Here is an 18,304-nt window from a genome sequence, read left to right as displayed (position 1 = left end):
TAGACATTTCCCTGTGAAATTAGAGGAATCACACAGGTTATTGTCGAAATATTCAACTATGAAGTGAAGACTGTTAGGAGGATACAAAATGAGATTAAAGAATAAAACAGCCGTAATTACGGGTAGTGCGAATGGGATAGGGCTGGCAGCCGCTAAAAAGTTTGCCCGGGAAGGCTGCACGGTGCTGCTGGCAGATTTTGATGAGAGCAAGGGAGCGTCGGAGACTCAAGCATTAAGGGATTCAGGAGGAAATGCTTCATTCTATCAGGTTGATACCGCCGATCGTGAAAGCGTTAACACCTTTGCGGAAAAGGTAATGAAGGAACACGGCGGTGTTGATATTTTAGTCAATAATGCCGGTATTACGAGGGATAGCCTGATGTCGAAGTTGACGGTGGAAGATTTCCAAAAAGTGCTCGATGTTAATCTAACAGGGGTATTTCACTGTACTCAGGCATTTCTGCCGGCCCTGGTGAAAAGCGGTAAGGGTAAAATTATCAATACAGCGTCTGCCAGCGGACTTTTCGGGAATGTGGGCCAGACGAATTATGCTGCATCCAAGGCAGCTGTAATTGGGATGACCAAGACCTGGGCAAAGGAATTTGGGGCAAAGGGAATCAATGTCAATGCCGTTGCACCCGGAGTGATCGAGACAGAAATGACCGCGAATATTCCCGATAAGGTGAAAGCACAAATGAATGCTTTAATTCCTTTGGGAAGATTCGGGAAAGCCGAGGATGCGGCAAACGCTTATTTATTTTTAGCCTCGGATGAATCTGACTATATTAATGGAATTGTTCTTCAGGTTGATGGCGGAATAATGATGTAAATGAGAGGATGATGAAAATGAGAAATGTAGTGATAACGTCTGCCTTCAGGACTCCTGTAGGAGCTTTTGGAGGAACATTTAAAGATCTGCTGCCGACCGATTTAATCGTCCCGGTAATGAAAAAGGCGGCGGAAGAAAGCGGGCTTGGCCCGGGAGAAATCGATGAAGTCATACTGGGGCATTGTATCCAGCGTACTGATCAGCCTAATACAGCAAGGACCGCAGCTCTGATGGCCGGCTTTGAAGATACTACGACTGGTTACACTATTCAAAGACAATGCGCCAGTGGAATGCAGGCCATCATTTCTGCATTTATGCAGATTCAAACGGGCATGTCGGATATAGTGCTTGCCGGCGGAGTGGAGGCGATGAGCTCGAGTCCGTACATCATGAAGGGTCACCGGTGGGGACAGCGCCTTCAGCATGGGGAAATTCGTGATTCTGTCTGGGAAGTCCTGGAGGATCCGATTCATGGAATCATGATGGGAGAAACTGCGGAGAACCTGGCAGAGATGCATAATATTACGAAAGAAGAACAGGATGAACTGGCGCAGTTGAGCCATCAAAGGGCTGTTAAGGCTGCTGAAGAAGGATACTTCGATGATCAGATTGTCCCTATAACGGTCAAGTCCAGAAGGGAAACCAAAACGATAACAAAGGATGAAGGTCCGCGTGCCGGCCTGTCAATGGAGAAGCTTTCTTCTCTCAAGCCTGCTTTCCGACAGGGAGGAACTGTGACAGCAGGAAATTCTTCAAGTTTGAACGACGGCGGAGCAGCCTTGATTTTAATGTCAGAAGAAGAGGCACAAAAGCGAGGCCTCAAACCTCTTGCAAGAATTTCTGGATGTTCAGTGGCCGGAGTTGATCCAAAGCTGATGGGCAGAGGCCCGGTGCCGGCAGTGGAAAAAGGTCTCTCCCAAACAGGCTGGTCTCTTGAGGAAGCTGATCTTATTGAGGTAAATGAGGCCTTTGCTGCTCAGTATATTGCAGTAGAAAAAGAACTCGGACTTGACCGGGATAAGACAAATGTAAATGGAAGCGGGATAAGCATTGGTCATCCGGTGGGCTGTACAGGGGCAAGAATTGTCGTTTCCCTGGTCCATGAATTAAACAGACAGAAACTGAAAAAAGGGATTGCGTCTCTATGTGTGGGCGGAGGCATGGGTGCGACCGTTTTTGTAGAAACAGTGTAAAACAGCAGCAGAGAGCCGGGATGCATCCTGGCTCTCTGTTTGGTTACTGATCTTAATCTTAATGTCAATGCCACATCAGAATTGATTTTATGTTTGCTGATCTTGAGTGAAACTGTGGTTCACTCTCATAAAACACCCCAAAAACGCCTGAATGCAAAAAGCTCCCAGAAGCAAAAGCAGTGCCTGCTTATAGGAGAGAACCATAATAGTCAAAGGAGCAAAACTGGCACCGGTGAGAAGGAAGAAGGAGTATAAACTCAAAGCCTTTCCTCTGTGGCGGCCTGCCCAATTGCCGATGAACGTGATGATAGTGGGAATGAGCAGAGAAATGGCAGACACAAAGGTTATAGATGACAGAAGATGGATAGTAAAACCTGAAAGATACAGGAGAGGGAGGATGCTTATGCTGCCCAGAAGAAGCCCGAAAAACAAGGTTTTTGTTTCCCCCAATTGTTTAATGAAGTAGTTGGTAAATAAAGAGAGTCCAGCCCCAAGCAAACCAGCTGAGCGTATGGCCAGCAATTCAGCGGAACTGCCAGTATAGTATCGGGACAGAGTATCGTAGTAGCCGACAAAGGTAAAGAGGAGCAGAAGGACAATTCCATAGCACATGAATAGAGCCGGCTTTTTTAAAATGGCAAAGTAAGCAGCTAGGGAAAAATCCCTCTTTTCTGTGTTAGAAGTAACCGGAAGTTCACTGAGACCAAACAGAAACAGAAAGCCATAAATGGACGCAAAGAAATAAAAAACGGTCTGCCAGCCGAACCATCCTGACAGGGAACTGCTGATAATCTGCCCAAGAATGCCGGCAGCCAGGAACCCGGAGTTGATTAACGCGAGCAGAAGAGTACGCTTCTTCGTTTCAAACAGTTCGTAACAGTAGGCAAAAGCAACAGGTGCAAAGCTTCCCAGAAAAAAGCCCTGCAGCCCCCTGGTGGCGTACAAGCTCCATTCGTTTCCAGAAAGTGCGACAGCTCCTGTAGCGAGCGCTGAAATCCCCATGCCGAATACAATCACTGATTTTCGGCCGACTACATCGGAAATGCCTCCAAACAGAAACAGACCTCCAGCGTAACAAAATGTAAAAATACTTCCTGCCAGTACAACCTGTTCAGCTCTGATCGAAATGGATTCTGCCACAGCATCGTACATCGGAATCAAGGTATATATGTTGCAGGCCACAAAAATCCCCATGGTGACCAAAAGAGCTTCTGCACGTAAAGAAGAGAGTTTCATGTTTCATCCTCCTTTACCCATAAAATATGTAAGGCAGCCTGTCACATTTACAGTTCCTGCTGTCTTCCATAAATTTTACATAGATAACAGAACTGCAAACCCCGACAGATTGAACACAGTATATTATAATGAACGTAGACAATCCTTCACCTCCGCTATGGAAGTAATGGCTGGAGAGCTGAAATTTCTTATAAATATGTCGGGGTGAATTATAAAATGAACAACGAGACAGTAACAGATTGGTTAGTTAAAAACGACATCAATAACGAAGAAATCAACTTCATTGAAACAGTCTTGACCTTTGCCTCTTCGCTAAAAACACTTGGGAGTAAGCAAGATACTATAAATAGAAGTCTGCAATCATCTTTTCCTGGTAAAAAGGTTATGATGATATCTAATTTAACCTTTCATCAGTTCACACAGATTTTAAAGGATAACGACATTGATATTGATTCAGTGCAGCTGCTTAATCATTATCATTCACAAGGAATTTGTATTGAGCTTTGTGAAGAACTGTTAGCACAAAAAAATATCTAAGAAAGTTAATCAGGATTGAGAGCTTGGCTGTCCTTATGATCCGTTAAAAATACAATTCTTCATTTTTATATGAGGTTTCTATAATCAGCCATAATCTTTACCAAAGGCTCTTTTCTAAAAGATTATTGCTTTTGATGCTATTTTATCCTCTCCTCATTTGTACGTGGAAGGATCTTCGCTGCAGGCGTGCGACCTCCTGCGGGACTAGCGGTCGTCTAGTTCCAGCGCCTAGCCCCTCGGGGTCAAATAACCCCCAAGAGAATAAAAGGAAAGACCGCCTTTTTTTCTCTTGAGAACATTTGCCTGTCGGGTCTGATCAGGGCGCTTCCACATTATATACAGGCGAAGCCGAGGAGGCCGGGCGCCCGCACCGCGGAGTCGCGCGTCTGGAGCGGAAATCCATTACTTTTAAAATAGCCACAATCTTTGCGAAAACAGCCTTACGAACAGACCTTTTAATTTTAAAAAAACAAAATAGCCTCAATTATAAAAATAGAGAAAATAATGAACACAGGGAGTGGGAACATGTCGGTCAGATTTATTTTGGGACGTGCCGGAACAGGCAAAACCAATATGATTTTAAACGAAATCAAAGAAAAACTGAGACAGGAACCAAACGGCAGTCCTGTCATTTACCTTGTTCCAGACCAGATGACCTTTCTTTCTGAATATAATTTGGTCAATGAAGAAGGGATAAACGGGATGATCCGTGCGCAGGTGTACAGTTTTACACGCCTTGCCTGGAGAATCCTTCAGGAGACCGGAGGGTTGAACCGGTATCACCTATCGAGTGTCGGCCTTAATATGCTGATCAGGAAAATCATTGATGATAAAAAGGATCAGTTGAAATTATTTTCGCGTGCATCGGATAAGGCTGGTTTTATTGAGCATGTGGAAATGATGCTGACTGAATTCAAGCGGTATTGCGTTTCTCCCGAAGAATTATCAGAAAACCGGGAGAGCTATGCGGATGCCGGCATGCAGTCGAAGGCATTAGCGGACAAGCTTCATGATTTGCAGTTGATCTATGACAGCTTTGAAGAAAATCTATCAGGAAAGTATATTGATTCGGAAGATTATTTCACTTTATTGGAAGAGTCGATAGATAAGTCCGGCTTTCTTCAGGAAGCTGAGATTTTCATAGACGGATTTCATAGCTTCACACCTCAGGAATATGCGGTGATTGGAAAGTTGATGGATTATTGCCCTAGAGTTACGGTTTCCTTGACTGCTGAATCTTCTTCACATCAGAGTGATGAGACAGATTTGTTCAGGATGACTTCCGAAACCTACGGTGCCTTATCCGAACTTGCTCATGTCTCAAGAGGGGGCGTGGAAGAAGAAATCGTCCTGAAGAAGACCAGCCGCTTTCTGGATAGGGGATTGCAGCATATAGAAGAGAACTTTGAAAAAAGGCCGGTACTTCCGTTTGAGGAAGCTGCAGGGGTGAATATCCTTGAAGCCTCAAACCGTAGAGCGGAAATTGAAGGAGTGGCCAGGGAAATCAGAAGACTCGCCAGAAACGAGAGTTACCGTTATAAAGACATGGCTGTTCTTGTCCGGAATGGCCAGGAGTATCAGGATATCATTGAGACGGTATTTTATGATTATGAAATTCCCTACTTTATTGATCAGAAACGGAAGATGCTGAATCATCCGCTGATTGAGCTCATCCGCTCCACACTCGAAATCATGAACAGCAACTGGCGGTACGAACCTGTATTCCGTGCAGTCAAGACTGACTTGCTTTTTCCTTATGAGCGTGATCCCCAGCTGCTGAGGGAGCAGATGGACAGGCTTGAGAATTACGTTCTTGCCTACGGAATACAAGGAGATAAGTGGACCAGGAGGGATAGATGGCTATACCGCAGGTTCCGCGGCCTGGAACAGGCGGATATGCCCCAAACAGATAGAGAACGGGAGATGGAGCAGGAGATAAACGAGCTGCGTTTATTTATCTCTGCACCAATCCTGCGTTTTGGCCGCCGGTTGAAAAAAGGCAGTACAGGCCGGGATTTATGTGAGATTCTTTATCTTTATTTGGAAGAACTCGATATTCCCGCCAAGCTGGAAAGGCTGCGAATGGAGGCAGAGAGCAGGGGGGATATCATCTCAGCGAGGGAGCATGATCAGGCTTGGAATGCCGTCATGGATCTGCTTGATCAATTTGTGGAGATTTTAGGAGACGAAGAAGTGACCGTGAAAAAGTTCGCTTCCATTATAGATGCCGGAATTGAATCAATGAGGTTCTCCCTGGTGCCTCCTGCGGTTGACCAGGTGATGATTGCCAATCTTGAGCAATCACGGCTGGCCGATTTACGAGCAGCATTTGTCATTGGGGTGAATGACGGTGTTCTTCCTGCCAAAATCACAGAGGACGGAATTTTTTCTGATGAAGACAGGGAGAAATTGACCATGGCTGGGTTGAGCGTAGCCCCGGGAAGCAAAACCAGGCTTCTTGATGAAGAGTTTATTGCATATAAGGCGTTCACCACACCATCTGAAAGGCTTTATGTGTCCTATCCAATTGCAAATGAAGAAGGAAAGGCACTACTGCCATCGGCTTATATTAAGAGATTGTCAGAGCTATGTCCTCAAACCTCAATCAGCCTGCTGATCAATGATCCTTCCGAACTGCCAAAGGATGAGCAGCTTGCTTATGTCTCTCATCCGAATGTGACCATCTCTTATTTGACATCTGGTCTGCAAGCAAAGAAGAGAGGCTATCACCTGCAGGAATTCTGGTGGGATGTCTACAACTACTATCTTGCAGATCCTGTTTGGAAAGGACGGGCCAGTCATATACTTTCCAGCCTGTTTTATCAAAATAAAGGAAAGCGGCTGGGAGATGATACAAGCCAGGCACTTTATGGTGATGAAATATTGGCGAGTGTTTCAAGAATGGAGATGTTCCACGGATGTCCTTTCTCTCACTTCGCCAATCATGGACTGAAGCTCCGTGAACGGGACATCTACCGTCTGGAAGCACCTGACATAGGAGATATGTTCCATGCTGCGCTTAAGTGGATTTCGGAGGAAATCGACCGGCATGGATTAACGTGGAAACAACTGACAAAAACGCAGTGTCTTGAACTCGCCAGGGAAGCGGTTCTGTCACTTGCTCCCAAGCTGCAGCACCAAATCCTGCTCAGTTCCAATCGGCATCACTATATTAAGAAGAAGCTCCAGGATGTAATAGGGAGAGCTTCATTGATTTTGAGCGAGCATGCAAAAGCAAGCGGATTCTCACCAGTAGGGCTTGAATTAGGGTTCGGCCCGAAAGCGGAACTTCCGCCATTCTCCTTTACATTGAAAAACGGTACGAAGATGGCTCTTCAAGGCAGGATCGACAGGGTTGATAAAGCGGAAAGTGATGAAGGAGTCTATTTGCGGATCATCGATTATAAATCGAGTGCCAGGGACCTTGACCTTACAGAAGTGTACTATGGCCTATCCCTGCAGATGCTGACATACCTTGATATCGTTTTGACGCATTCCCGGAAATTGATTGGAGCAGATGCAAATCCTGCGGGGGTATTCTATTTCCATGTTCATAACCCTATGGTGAACAGCAAAAAAATCCTTACGCTTGAACAAATTGAAGAGGAAATCTTCAAAAGCTTCAAGATGAAGGGGCTTGTCCTGGGAGAAACCGATGTAGTCCGCATGATGGACCAGTCACTGGAATCGGGAGCATCCAATATCATATCTGCAGGATTGAAGAAAGACGGAACATTATCATCCCGTACGAAAGCAGCAGATAGAGAAGAATTTAATGTCATGCGAACACATGTAAGAAACCTGTATAAGAAATCAGGCGATGACATTATGTCTGGAAGAACGGATATCACTCCATATAAATTAAAGGACCGGACTCCATGCCAATTCTGTTCATTCAAATCAGTCTGTCAGTTCGATTCTTCTCTTGAAGAAAATGAGTATCGTATTTTTACCGAAGGAAAACCGGCAGACCTGCTGCAAAAGATGAAAGGAGAGGAAGACGCCCATGAATAATATTCCAATGAAGCCCGAAGATGCCACATGGACAGACGACCAATGGAAGGCTATCTGGGCAAAAGGAAGGGATATCCTTGTTGCGGCGGCAGCCGGCTCCGGTAAAACGGCTGTACTGGTTGAAAGGATCATCCAAAAGATGCTGGACAAAGAAGATGGAATCAATGTGGATGAACTGCTTGTCGTGACGTTCACCAATGCTTCAGCGGCAGAAATGAGACATAGAATAGGAACGGCATTGGAGAAGGCAATTACGGCCGATCCCGGTTCCTATCATCTTCGGAAACAGCTCAGCCTGTTGAACCGCGCATCGATTTCCACTCTCCACTCATTCTGTCTGGAGGTCATCCGAAAATACTATTACCTCATTGATATCGATCCCGGTTTCAGGATCCTGGATGATACAGAAGGTGAGCTGTTACGTGATGAAGTCCTGGATGAGTTGTTTGAAGAGGAATATGGAAAAGAGGGTAATGACTCTTTTTACAAGCTTGTGGACACCTTTACAAACGACCGGAGTGACGCAGCTCTCCAGGATATGATCCGCAAGCTGTACGATTTTTCAAGATCGCATCCCGACCCTGATGCGTGGCTTGGCAATCTGGTGGATATGTATGATGTGGAAGAAGAGGGAAGTATTGATGACCTCCCATTCATCGAAGCTCTGAAATTTGATATCCTGCTGAACTTGAAAGGAGCAGAGGCCTTGTTTCAGCAGGCATATGATCTATCGAAAGAGCCCGGCGGTCCTGCTCCAAGAGCGGAAAACTTTTTGGATGACCTGTCCCTTACTGAACGAATCAGTTCTTCTTTTCAACAGTCTTGGACCGAGGGGCATGCCGTGTTTCAATCTATTAAATTTTCAAGATTGAAGCCTTGTAAAGGTGAAGAATATGATCCTGGTCTCGTGGAAGAAGCAAAGGTTCTCAGGGATAAAGGCAAGAAAATGATCGAGAAGATAGCGGAGGATTTCTTTTCCCGTAAACCAGAAACCTACCTGAAGGATATGAAAAAAATGAAGGCGGTTGTTCAATCACTGGTCGAAGCTGTAAGAGGCTTCAGTCAAAAGTTCCATTCATTAAAAAATGAAAAGGGAGTCGTCGATTTTGCGGATCTTGAACACTTCTGTCTGGAAATCCTGATGGAAAAGGGGGGAGCTGAAGGATTGCAGCCATCCTTTGCAGCCCTTCAGTACAGGAAACAGTTTAAAGAAGTGCTTGTGGATGAGTACCAGGATACCAACCTTGTTCAGGAATCCATCCTGGGGCTGGTAACGTCAGACCAGGAGTCAGCAGGGAACTTGTTTATGGTAGGAGACGTTAAACAGTCGATTTACCGATTCCGCCTGGCAGAGCCGAATCTGTTTTTAGGAAAGTATAACCGCTTCACCCCTTCAGGCGGAGAGACAGGAATGAAAATCGACTTATCCAGGAACTTCCGCAGCAGGATGGAAGTCCTTGATGGAACGAACTTTTTATTCAAACAGATTATGGGTGTGAATGTCGGGGATATTGAGTATGATCATGAGGCCTTGCTCGTGAAGGGAGCGGCCTATCCTGAAGATGAAAAATACCCGATTGAAGTGGCAGTCATAGACCAGTCTGATGGAGGAGTCAGCCAGTCTGTTGATGCCCCTGATATGGAAGGCTTGGTTTATGATGAAGCGGACCTGGAAAAATCAGTGGTCGAGGCAAGGTATATGGCACTCAAAATCAAAGAGCTGATAGGCGGAGGCAAAGAGATATACGATCCGAAAGCCGGCCGCCACCGTCAGCTGCAATACAAGGATATTGTCATCCTTCTCCGATCGATGCCCTGGGCTCCTGAAATCATGGAAGAGTTCAAGAAACAGGGCATTCCGATCTATGCCAATCTATCAACAGGCTACTTCGAAGCGACAGAAGTTGCCATCATGCTGTCATTGTTGAAAGTGATCGATAACCCCTATCAGGATATCCCGCTCGTTTCGGTGCTGAGATCACCGATAGTCGGAATCGATGAAGAGGGACTTGCCGAGATCCGTATCCACTCTAAATCAGGTACGTATTATGAGGCGGTCCAAAAATATATTCGTAAAAAACCAGATCAATATAATGAAGAAGTGCATGAAAAGGTGAGCAGGTTTCTTTCCAGTTTGACTGTATGGAGAACCAAAGCGCGCCAGGGGGCATTAGCAGAATTAGTTTGGCAGCTGTACCGCGATACCAGGTTTTATGATTTCGCCGGAGGGATGCCTGGAGGGAAACAGAGGCAGGCCAATTTAAGAGCCCTCTATGACAGAGCACGCCAGTATGAAGAAACCTCTTTTCGGGGATTATTCCGTTTTCTGCGCTTCATAGACCGTATGCGCGAACGGGGAGATGATTTAGGAGCAGCAAGGGCCTTGAGCGAACAGGAAGATGTTGTGAGAATGATGACCATCCACTCTAGTAAAGGGCTTGAATTTCCAATCGTATTTGTGGCTGGACTATCAAGGCAGTTCAACTTAATGGACCTGAATCAGCCCTATCTGCTTGATAAGGAATATGGTTTTGCTTCGAAGTACCTGGACCCGGACAATAGGATCAGTTATCCCTCATTGCCTCAGCTGGCTTTTAAAAGAAAGAAGAGGCTTGAGACAATAGCAGAAGAAATGAGAGTGCTCTATGTCGCTCTTACTCGTGCGAAAGAAAAACTATATCTTATAGGTACTGTAAAAGATGCGGAAAAGTCAATTAAACAATGGAATGCAGCTGCGCACCATCAGGAATGGCTGCTTCCGGATTTTGAAAGGGCCAAAGCCTTGAGTTTCATGGACTGGATAGGGCCGGCCCTTGTCAGACACAAAGATTGCTCAATCTTAAGTGAGGGTGGTTCCGCATCCAGTCCTCTTCATCCCGAAATCGGTGAGCATCCGTCTTGCTGGAAACTTGACGTCATCCCGAAATCGCAGTTCTTGATTTTAGATGGAGAAGAAGATGCCAAGGAGACGGAGTGGCTGGAAAAGGTCAAAGCAGGACTTCCTCTTGAGAAGGAATCTCCTGATAAAGAGGAAGTTGTTGAAGCATTGTCGTGGCGTTATCCATTTCCGGAAGCAGCTGTACTTCCTTCAAAGCAATCCGTTTCGGAAATCAAAAGAATGTTTGAGATTTCTGACGAAGCCAGCAGTGACCGGATGGTAAGGAAAATCCAGAAGCCAGTCTTCAGGCGGCCTAAATTCCTTCAAGAGAAAGAGCTGACCCCGGCTGAAATCGGTACAGCCATGCATATGGTCATGCAGCATATTTCTTTTTCTGAAATGCCGGACGAGCAGTCGCTGGGTCTGCTCCTTGAAGACCTGAAGCGGAAGGAACTGCTGACAGATGAGCAGGCCGAAGCTATTGACCAGCAGAACATCCTTGGATTCTTCAAAAGCAATATGGGGCAGAGAGTATTGAGAGCTGAGGAAATTCACCGGGAGGTTCCTTTCAGTATGGCTGTACCGGTCCAGGAAATTGATGCGGCGGCTTCTGCAAAAGATTCGGAAACAGTTCTGGTCCAGGGAATCATCGACCTGATTTTCCGGGACGAAAATGGCCTTGTCCTCATGGATTACAAGACTGATGGCATAGAAGACCGTTACAAAGGCGGCTTTGAGGAAGCAAAGCCGATTCTGCTTGATCGTTATCGTGTGCAGGTAGGGTTGTATACCAAAGCCGTTGAACGGATTTGGAAGGAAACAATCAATGAACGTTACCTGTATTTCTTTGACGGCAGTCATGTGTTAAATGTGGAAAAAGAGTAGCATTGGAAGCTCCGGGGATTTTTCTCCGGAGTTTTTTGGGGGTGAGGAAGGCAGCGGGCAGTATGGCAGTGGGGCTAAATGTATGCTTTAGCGTAAGGAAGGGTAAATATAACTTAATAATACGCGGGCAGAGGTGGACTGTTGACGAAAACGGAAAAATGTGGAGATGATGTACCTGGCATCAAGAGCGAGGTACCTGAAACCGGAAAAACGCGAAGATGATGTACCTCGCTTCAAGAGCGAGGTACATTAAAACGGAAAAACGCGGAGATGATGTACCTCGCTTCAAGAGCGAGGTACATTAAAACTGAAAAACGAGGAGATGATGTACCTCGCATCAAGAGCGAGGTACATGAAAACAGAAAAAGGCGGAGATGATGTACCTCGCATCGAGAGCGAGGTACATGAAAATAGAAAAACGCGGAGATGGTGTACCTCGCTTCGAGAGCGAGGTACATGAAAATAGAAAAACGCGGAGATGATGTACCTCGCTTCAAGAGCGAGGTACATGAAAACAGAAAAAGGCGGAGATGATGTACCTCGCTTCAAGAGCGAGGTACATGAAAACAGAAAAACGCGAAGATAATGTACCTCGCTTCAAGAGCGAGATACATGAAAACAGAAAAACGCGGAGATAATGTACCTCGCTTCAAGAGCGAGGTACATGAAAACAGAGAGAAAGCAGGATTCAGGCCCGCAACAAACAACCAACAAACCCCAAGCCTGCTGATACCCCAGTCTTTCTGAAATTCCAAAAAACTTCCCTTAAATAAAAAGCAGGAGGTGGAAAGGGTGGCCAAGAGTTCGATTGGTACTTGTGAATTATGTATGAGAGAAGAAGTTGAGACAACCAGACACCATCTCACCCCAAAGGAAGAGGGAGGAACGTTCCTGCCGACTGCTCAACTTTGCAAAGCCTGCCATAAACAGATTCATTCGCTCTATACAAATGAAGAGTTGGCTGCAAGGTTATCGACCATCGAAAGTCTCCGGAAAGATGAAAAGATAGGAAAATTCGTAAAATGGATTAGAAAACAGCCGTCCACCAAGCTGGTCAAATCAAGGAAATCGAAGGAAAGAAGACAAAAGGGAAGGTGATGATGAATTCATCTGCCTTCCCTTAGTTATTTCCGGTAATCGGCTGGTCGATTACATTGCAATCAAAGGTCGTATTAGCACTGAACACGTTATACGTAAGCTGGAAAGGCCCTGTATTGAAACCGCCGGAGCCCGCTGTTGTTTTTTGGCTGGATTTTGGAGAAATAATTCCGGCATCCCCGAACTGGACATTCCCTCCGCCTACACTGAGAATTTGGACAGGTCCTATAATAGCCGGCATAAGAATACATCCTTTATCGTCAAATTGGCTTATAGTTCTACTTTATGAAAAAACGGGGCATTTGTTCATACTTCATCATTTCCACGAGGTTTGAGCTGCCTTATATTCTTGACCCTTGCCTCCATAAATACATTTTCTGTCTGGCCTATATGGAGGACAGATGAAAAGGATGAACCAATGATATCGATTTTGTTCACTTTTATCGGGCACTCGTCTAATTTTGTAAAAGCCACTGGAGGGGGCGGAGGTGTAAAAGGGATAGGTTCACTGTAAATGGGGTATTGGCTGAAATCCCCCTCACTGGAAAAGAATAATTCTCTTTCTCTTTGAACGGCAAATGCCTTTTGAAAGGAGGTGATTTCTTTTGAATCTCCGATCTGAAGGACAGCACTGAAAGAGAGGGTTCTAATTTTAAACTCTTCTACAATGGAATATCTATTGCCCATCCACAATCACCCTTTCGGAGTCAAAGGAACAAATGGTCCAATAATGAGTGACTCAGCGGGAGTGTCGAAAGTGGAGGCAAGCTGTATGATGTTGGCGTCTCCAATCAAGAGCAGGGATGAACTTGCCACTGCCTCAATATTGAGGCTATTCACGCATAATTCACGATTGATCACTTGAAGGTTCATTTTGGACATCTCCTTTCATATTATGGGGAAGATTGGCCATGAAGGCATGAATGGCATTCGAGATATCACTTTTCACCTTGGCAAAAATTTTCTCCTCCCAAGCGGGTTCTCCTTGCTGCCTTTCCTGATATACAGGCATGGATTGAATGTAAAATTGAACTCTCTGCGGCATCTGCTTCTTTATATCTTCTTTAATCAATTCATAATAAGATTCATCCAGTGATATGCCTAATTGAAGTTCGGTGTCACTAATGATTCCTGGGACTTCTTTCTGAATATAATCATTTACCCTAGGCATGAGGGACTTTTGCATATCTTCCATGTCAACCTGCTTGACAGGGGGGATGGGGGCTGAAGGCTGCCCTTCAACAGCGAAGTCTTCAATTTTTTCCAAATCACTTGGGTTCAAGCCGATATTGAGCGTCCCTTCCAGGGTTTCAACCTTGAGCTGGTCAAATCGATATTCAATACTTTCTACATTGATGGATGGTTTTTCTTTTAGAGCAGAGACTTCCTGCTGCAGCTCTTGGATGAGTGTCTCAAGGTTGCTTACTCGTTTGTTTTGCTCAGTTATAAATTGATAGAGTTGCTGGTAAGTGTAATACTGCTGCAATGGTAGTCACCGCTTTCTTTTAAAATTCTATATTCCTGGCGCAGTCAAAGGAACCAATACATCGTTCCCCTCTGAAGCTGGGCCGTTCTTTTCCGGTTCCGGTGCTGGTTCCTCAAACCCGCCTGTATTATAAAGGTAAGAAGTCGGGAGGATTTGTCCCGAGGTGCCAATCTGAAAAACGGAGGAGTTGGTCATTCCCCCGATTTTAATCATGTGTATATGAATGGACTGCTGGACATAGAGTTTCATCTTGATCACACTCACAATCACAATGTAAAATTTATTCCCTGGTCAAGCGTATCATCATCAATTGTGTAGGTAACAGAGTTTTCATTATAAACAGAAATCCCATCACCGGTAATGAACGACCCTGCTCCTGCAAATGTTTTTGCGGAGGAAACCGGCCTTATCTGAAACACGTCACCGATATGAAAGACTCCGCTTGATCCCACGCTGATAACTTGAACAGCTCCTACAAAAGCCGGCATACTGTTCACACCTTTTCTGCTGAGTTAGTTAGATTATCTTATGACAGCGGACGGTGGATGTGATAATCGCCTAAAAGCATTAAACAAGTTACAATAGAGGATATAACCGTTAGAGAAGGAGACAGAAACATGCAGGTGCTTCAACCAGTCAATAAACAGGAAAGGCTGCTTTCACTTGATGTGATAAGAGGCTTTTCGCTGCTCGGAATATTCATCATTAATATGATCTCTTTTCATTCGCCATTTTTGTATGTGGACCACTATTCCTGGTGGAGCTCGCCGGCTGACCAGCAGCTGTTCCCATGGATAGATATTTTGGTTCAATCAAGCTTCTATCCGCTGTTTGCTATGCTGTTTGGATATGGATTGGCCATACAACAGGAAAGGTCAGTAGAGAAAGGAGTAAACTTTTACCCCCTTGCTGTAAGGCGGCTTCTCGTACTTTTGCTCATAGGCTGCGTCCATGCCTTCCTGATTTGGTCGGGAGATATTCTGATCAACTATGCTTTATTTGGTCTGATATTACTTGGTTTTATGAAAATGTCCGGAAAAGCATTGCTGTGGACGGGCGCATTGTTATTTTTGCTTCCGCAAATGTTTTTCAGTATCCTGCTTCTGCTCGTTAGTGTTACTGACCCGGCAGGTACTGCTTTTTATTCTGATTTAACAAATATCACGAATTCATTGGAAGCATACAGCAGTGGAAGCTTCAAAGAAATCTTTCTTCAGAGATTTGAAGATTGGTACAATGTAAATGGACCTGGAAATATCATTTTCTTGATGCTTTCGATTCTTCCAATGCTCATGATTGGAGCAGGTGCCGGCAAGCTGAAAGTGCTGGAACGGATTCCTGAACATAAAAAATTTTGGATGGTGATGCTGGCCATTTTTGCTTCTGCAGGATTGATCCTTAAATCATTGCCATTCACTACCCATGCCAATATTGCTTCTGCTTATATACAAGATATGCTGGGAGCTCCATTCTTATCAGTATCATATGCGATACTGTTGGCTTTATTATTGATTAACCGAAAAATTTCAACCGTTCTTAAGCCATTGGCAGCTGCAGGAAGAATGTCACTGACGAACTATCTGGCACAGTCAATCATCGGAACATTGATTTTCTATAATTATGGTTTGGGGTTATATGGAGAAGTGACCTTGGTAACCGGAGCATGGCTGGCGGCAGCGATTTTCCTGATTGGAGTGATTCTGTCAGAATTATGGTTGTCCAAGTTCCGCCAAGGTCCTATGGAAAAGCTTTGGAGAGTCCTTACTTATAAAAAAGAGGGAGCAGAAACATCTAAATAAAAGGCTGTTTTCGCAAAGATTGTGGCTTTGAGAAGTAATAGATTTCCGCTCCAGGCGGACGACTCCGCGGGGCGGGCGGTGAGCCTCCTCGGCTTCGCCTGCGGGGTCTCACCTGTCCCGCTAGTCCCGCAGGAGATCGTACGCCCTCCGCTCCCATCCTTCTACGTAAAGGGGGTGAAGGTAAAGAAGCATTCTAAAGCATCAATCATTTAGTTAAATAGAGAGTTTTGGCATTTATTATTATTGCTGAAAAATCCCATGAGCACCACGCTTTATACTAATTTTTCTCTCTATATGTGAATCAGCTCATTTACTGTTGCTTACAGAATATTACCTGTTAAGAAGTCTTATCTTATGAAGATCATATAAAATAGCAACAAACTATACGAAAAGAGCCAATCATAAAGAGCAGCTCTTTTCTCTCTTACTAACGAGGATATTCCGGTACATCTTTGTAAAATTGTATCAAATCAAATAGCAAGAAAGTTTATGAAAAGAGCCAAATAAGAGATAAAGGCAGGGTGAATTATGAAACTGGTATCATTCAAAACAGGGAAGGAAGAAAGATACGGTGCTGTAAAGGAAGTAGGAGAGACGATTTGGAATCTGGCTGCATTGGAGAGGAGTTTTGACAGGAAGAAAGTGCTTCCTGCCTCACTGCTTCAGCTCATTCAAGAAGAGACGCATATGACCCGCCTGGATGAATTGGTAAGGTTCGGAGAGTCACTCGGGGATACAGCCTCACTTGTATATCCTTGGAGAGATGTGACTCTGCTCCCGCCGATACCAAGACCGGTTAAAAATATTATGTGTGTGGGCAAGAATTACCGTGAACATGCCATAGAAATGGGAAGCGAGGCGGACATCCCGGAGCATATCATGATATTCACGAAGGCACCAACATCGGTGACTGGCAGCATGACTGCTATTCAATCCCATAATTCTTTAACATCGCAGCTTGATTACGAAGGAGAACTCGCGGTCATTATTGGTGAAAAAGGGATAAATATTTCGGAAAAAGAAGCCCGTCGCCATATTTTTGGTTATACGATACTCAATGACATCACGGCCAGAGACCTTCAAAAAAAGCATAAGCAGTTTTTCCTTGGCAAGAGCCTTGATACGACGTGCCCAATCGGTCCTTATATCGTAACGGCAGATGAAATTGAGGATCCCGAATCTCTCACCATTACAACCCGGGTGAATGGGGAAGTCCGTCAGGAGGCACCAGTAAGTGATATGATCTTCCCAATAGGAAAAATTATTGCAGAGCTGTCAGCAGGCATGACTCTTGAACCAGGAGATATCATTGCTACAGGCACTCCTTCAGGGGTAGGGAAAGGTTTCACACCACCCAGGTTCTTAAAATCTGGTGATAAAGTTGAAATTTCAATAGACAGGATAGGAACACTTACCAATACCATTCAATAGAAGTTACAATTTTTTGTCTTTAACAGCTATTATTCGTGCAGATGAAGACTGGTATGGTAAGATAATGAGGATATTAGTTGTTCAAGGAGGATAAGTACATGTTTGATAATACTCATGCCCATATTGCAACGTGGGTGATCGGGATTATTTTGTTCTTTGCAGCACTGTACCTACATAACAGCGGCAAAAAGAAAGCGATGAAAATTGTTCATATGACATTGAGACTTTTTTACCTATTGATCATCCTGACAGGAGCTCTTCTGTTCTGGAAACATCAAGGAGTCTTTCCGATGCAGTACGGACTGAAGTTATTGGGAGGATTATGGGTAATTGCCATGTTTGAAATGATTTTAGTCCGGACCAATAAAGGCAAAAAAACAGGTATTTTTTGGGCTCAATTGATTATTGCCCTGGTAGTTACACTTTATCTTGGCGTCTGGCTGCCATTGGGACTTTGGTCTCTGGCATAATTGCTGCAAAGGCTGCTCTTAACGGAGCAGCCTTTTTTATTGTTTACCAGGAAATTATTAAATCACCCTCTGTGGATAACTTATAGATATTTCAGCGCCTAGCCCCTCGGGGTCAAATAACCCCCGGAGAATAAAAGGAAAGAGCGCCTTTTTTTCTCCGGGGAACATTTGCCTGTCGGGGCTGATCGAGGCGCTTCCGCTTTTGTTCTTGATTTAACATAACAAAAAACACAGGATATGAACTGACAGCCAAAAACTTCCCGCTGTCCAGCCGGCTAATGAAAATCCGTAAGGCAGCGACGTAAAAGTATCCATCGATTGAAGTAAAAAAACTGGGTGGCCGGGAATATCAAAAAGCAACAATTTATGCGAAAGCAGCTTGTTTTTAAAAGCATCATAGACAAAAAAATACTATGAAAGCCACATTCCCTTAACATTCTACATAAAT

General features: G+C 44.6%; 16 protein-coding genes. 9 read left to right on the top strand and 7 right to left on the bottom strand.

Translation table 11 applies throughout. The annotated features are described in order from the left end of the window. Positions 1 to 88 precede the first annotated feature (88 nt). Positions 89 to 829, top strand: coding sequence for a 3-oxoacyl-ACP reductase FabG (gene fabG, locus FZC79_RS03320; RefSeq protein WP_148945431.1), 741 nt, complete (start codon positions 89 to 91; stop codon positions 827 to 829). 17 nt (positions 830 to 846) lie between these two features. Continuing rightward, positions 847 to 2,022, top strand: a complete 1,176-nt coding sequence (locus tag FZC79_RS03315) for a thiolase family protein (RefSeq protein WP_148945430.1) — start codon at positions 847 to 849, stop codon at positions 2,020 to 2,022. A gap of 87 nt (positions 2,023 to 2,109) precedes the next feature. Here FZC79_RS03315 and FZC79_RS03310 read toward each other — a convergent pair whose 3' ends face one another. Then, on the bottom strand, positions 2,110 to 3,258 hold the full coding sequence (locus FZC79_RS03310; RefSeq protein ID WP_148945429.1) for an MFS transporter: 1,149 nt from the start codon (positions 3,256 to 3,258) through the stop codon (positions 2,110 to 2,112). A 216-nt stretch (positions 3,259 to 3,474) separates the two neighbouring features. Between FZC79_RS03310 and FZC79_RS03305 the strand changes: the two genes are divergently transcribed. The 4 genes from FZC79_RS03305 to FZC79_RS03290 all read left to right on the top strand — a co-directional run bounded on the left by FZC79_RS03305 (position 3,475) and on the right by FZC79_RS03290 (position 12,670). Beyond that, positions 3,475 to 3,795, top strand: coding sequence for a hypothetical protein (locus tag FZC79_RS03305; RefSeq protein WP_148945428.1), 321 nt, complete (start codon positions 3,475 to 3,477; stop codon positions 3,793 to 3,795). Between the two features lie 525 nt (positions 3,796 to 4,320). Beyond that, on the top strand, positions 4,321 to 7,809 hold the full coding sequence (gene addB / locus FZC79_RS03300) for a helicase-exonuclease AddAB subunit AddB (RefSeq protein WP_148945427.1): 3,489 nt from the start codon (positions 4,321 to 4,323) through the stop codon (positions 7,807 to 7,809). Further along, on the top strand, positions 7,802 to 11,572 hold the full coding sequence (gene addA, locus FZC79_RS03295) for a helicase-exonuclease AddAB subunit AddA (RefSeq protein ID WP_148945426.1): 3,771 nt from the start codon (positions 7,802 to 7,804) through the stop codon (positions 11,570 to 11,572). Before addB ends, addA begins: the two co-directional genes overlap by 8 nt. Positions 11,573 to 12,364: 792 nt before the next feature. Further along, positions 12,365 to 12,670 carry an HNH endonuclease gene (locus FZC79_RS03290; protein WP_148945425.1) on the top strand — a complete coding sequence of 102 codons (306 nt, stop codon included), beginning with the start codon at positions 12,365 to 12,367 and terminating at the stop codon, positions 12,668 to 12,670. A gap of 22 nt (positions 12,671 to 12,692) precedes the next feature. Here FZC79_RS03290 and FZC79_RS03285 read toward each other — a convergent pair whose 3' ends face one another. The 6 genes from FZC79_RS03285 to FZC79_RS03260 form a co-directional block, all read right to left on the bottom strand. After that, positions 12,693 to 12,911, bottom strand: a complete 219-nt coding sequence (locus FZC79_RS03285; protein WP_148940742.1) for a spore germination protein — start codon at positions 12,909 to 12,911, stop codon at positions 12,693 to 12,695. A gap of 65 nt (positions 12,912 to 12,976) precedes the next feature. Further along, positions 12,977 to 13,357, bottom strand: a complete 381-nt coding sequence (locus FZC79_RS03280; protein ID WP_148945424.1) for a spore germination protein GerPE — start codon at positions 13,355 to 13,357, stop codon at positions 12,977 to 12,979. A 6-nt stretch (positions 13,358 to 13,363) separates the two neighbouring features. Next, on the bottom strand, positions 13,364 to 13,543 hold the full coding sequence (locus tag FZC79_RS03275; protein ID WP_148945423.1) for a spore gernimation protein GerPD: 180 nt from the start codon (positions 13,541 to 13,543) through the stop codon (positions 13,364 to 13,366). Next, entirely contained in the window at positions 13,518 to 14,156 is a 639-nt protein-coding gene (gerPC, locus tag FZC79_RS03270; RefSeq protein ID WP_148945422.1) for a spore germination protein GerPC, read from the bottom strand. Before gerPC ends, FZC79_RS03275 begins: the two co-directional genes overlap by 26 nt. 27 nt (positions 14,157 to 14,183) lie before the next feature. Beyond that, positions 14,184 to 14,405, bottom strand: a complete 222-nt coding sequence (locus tag FZC79_RS03265; protein ID WP_148945421.1) for a spore germination protein GerPB — start codon at positions 14,403 to 14,405, stop codon at positions 14,184 to 14,186. 17 nt (positions 14,406 to 14,422) lie between these two features. After that, positions 14,423 to 14,644 carry a spore germination protein gene (locus FZC79_RS03260; RefSeq protein WP_148940733.1) on the bottom strand — a complete coding sequence of 74 codons (222 nt, stop codon included), beginning with the start codon at positions 14,642 to 14,644 and terminating at the stop codon, positions 14,423 to 14,425. 129 nt (positions 14,645 to 14,773) lie between these two features. Here FZC79_RS03260 and FZC79_RS03255 point away from each other — a divergent pair, with 129 nt between their 5' ends. The 3 genes from FZC79_RS03255 (at position 14,774) to FZC79_RS03245 (ending at position 17,856) form a co-directional block, all read left to right on the top strand. Continuing rightward, complete coding sequence (locus FZC79_RS03255; protein WP_148945420.1) at positions 14,774 to 15,955, top strand: DUF418 domain-containing protein; 1,182 nt, start codon at positions 14,774 to 14,776, stop codon at positions 15,953 to 15,955. A 528-nt stretch (positions 15,956 to 16,483) separates the two neighbouring features. After that, positions 16,484 to 17,386 (top strand): fumarylacetoacetate hydrolase family protein, encoded by a 903-nt coding sequence (locus FZC79_RS03250; protein ID WP_148945419.1) that lies wholly within the window; start codon positions 16,484 to 16,486, stop codon positions 17,384 to 17,386. A 98-nt stretch (positions 17,387 to 17,484) separates the two neighbouring features. Further along, positions 17,485 to 17,856, top strand: coding sequence for a YisL family protein (locus FZC79_RS03245; RefSeq protein WP_148940728.1), 372 nt, complete (start codon positions 17,485 to 17,487; stop codon positions 17,854 to 17,856). Positions 17,857 to 18,304 lie beyond the last annotated feature (448 nt).

Source organism: Rossellomorea vietnamensis, assembly GCF_008180615.1.
GTDB classification, from domain to species: domain Bacteria; phylum Bacillota; class Bacilli; order Bacillales; family Bacillaceae_B; genus Rossellomorea; species Rossellomorea vietnamensis_D.
Note: the sequence above shows the minus strand (reverse complement) of the source record. Positions and strands in the feature narration are given on the sequence as shown.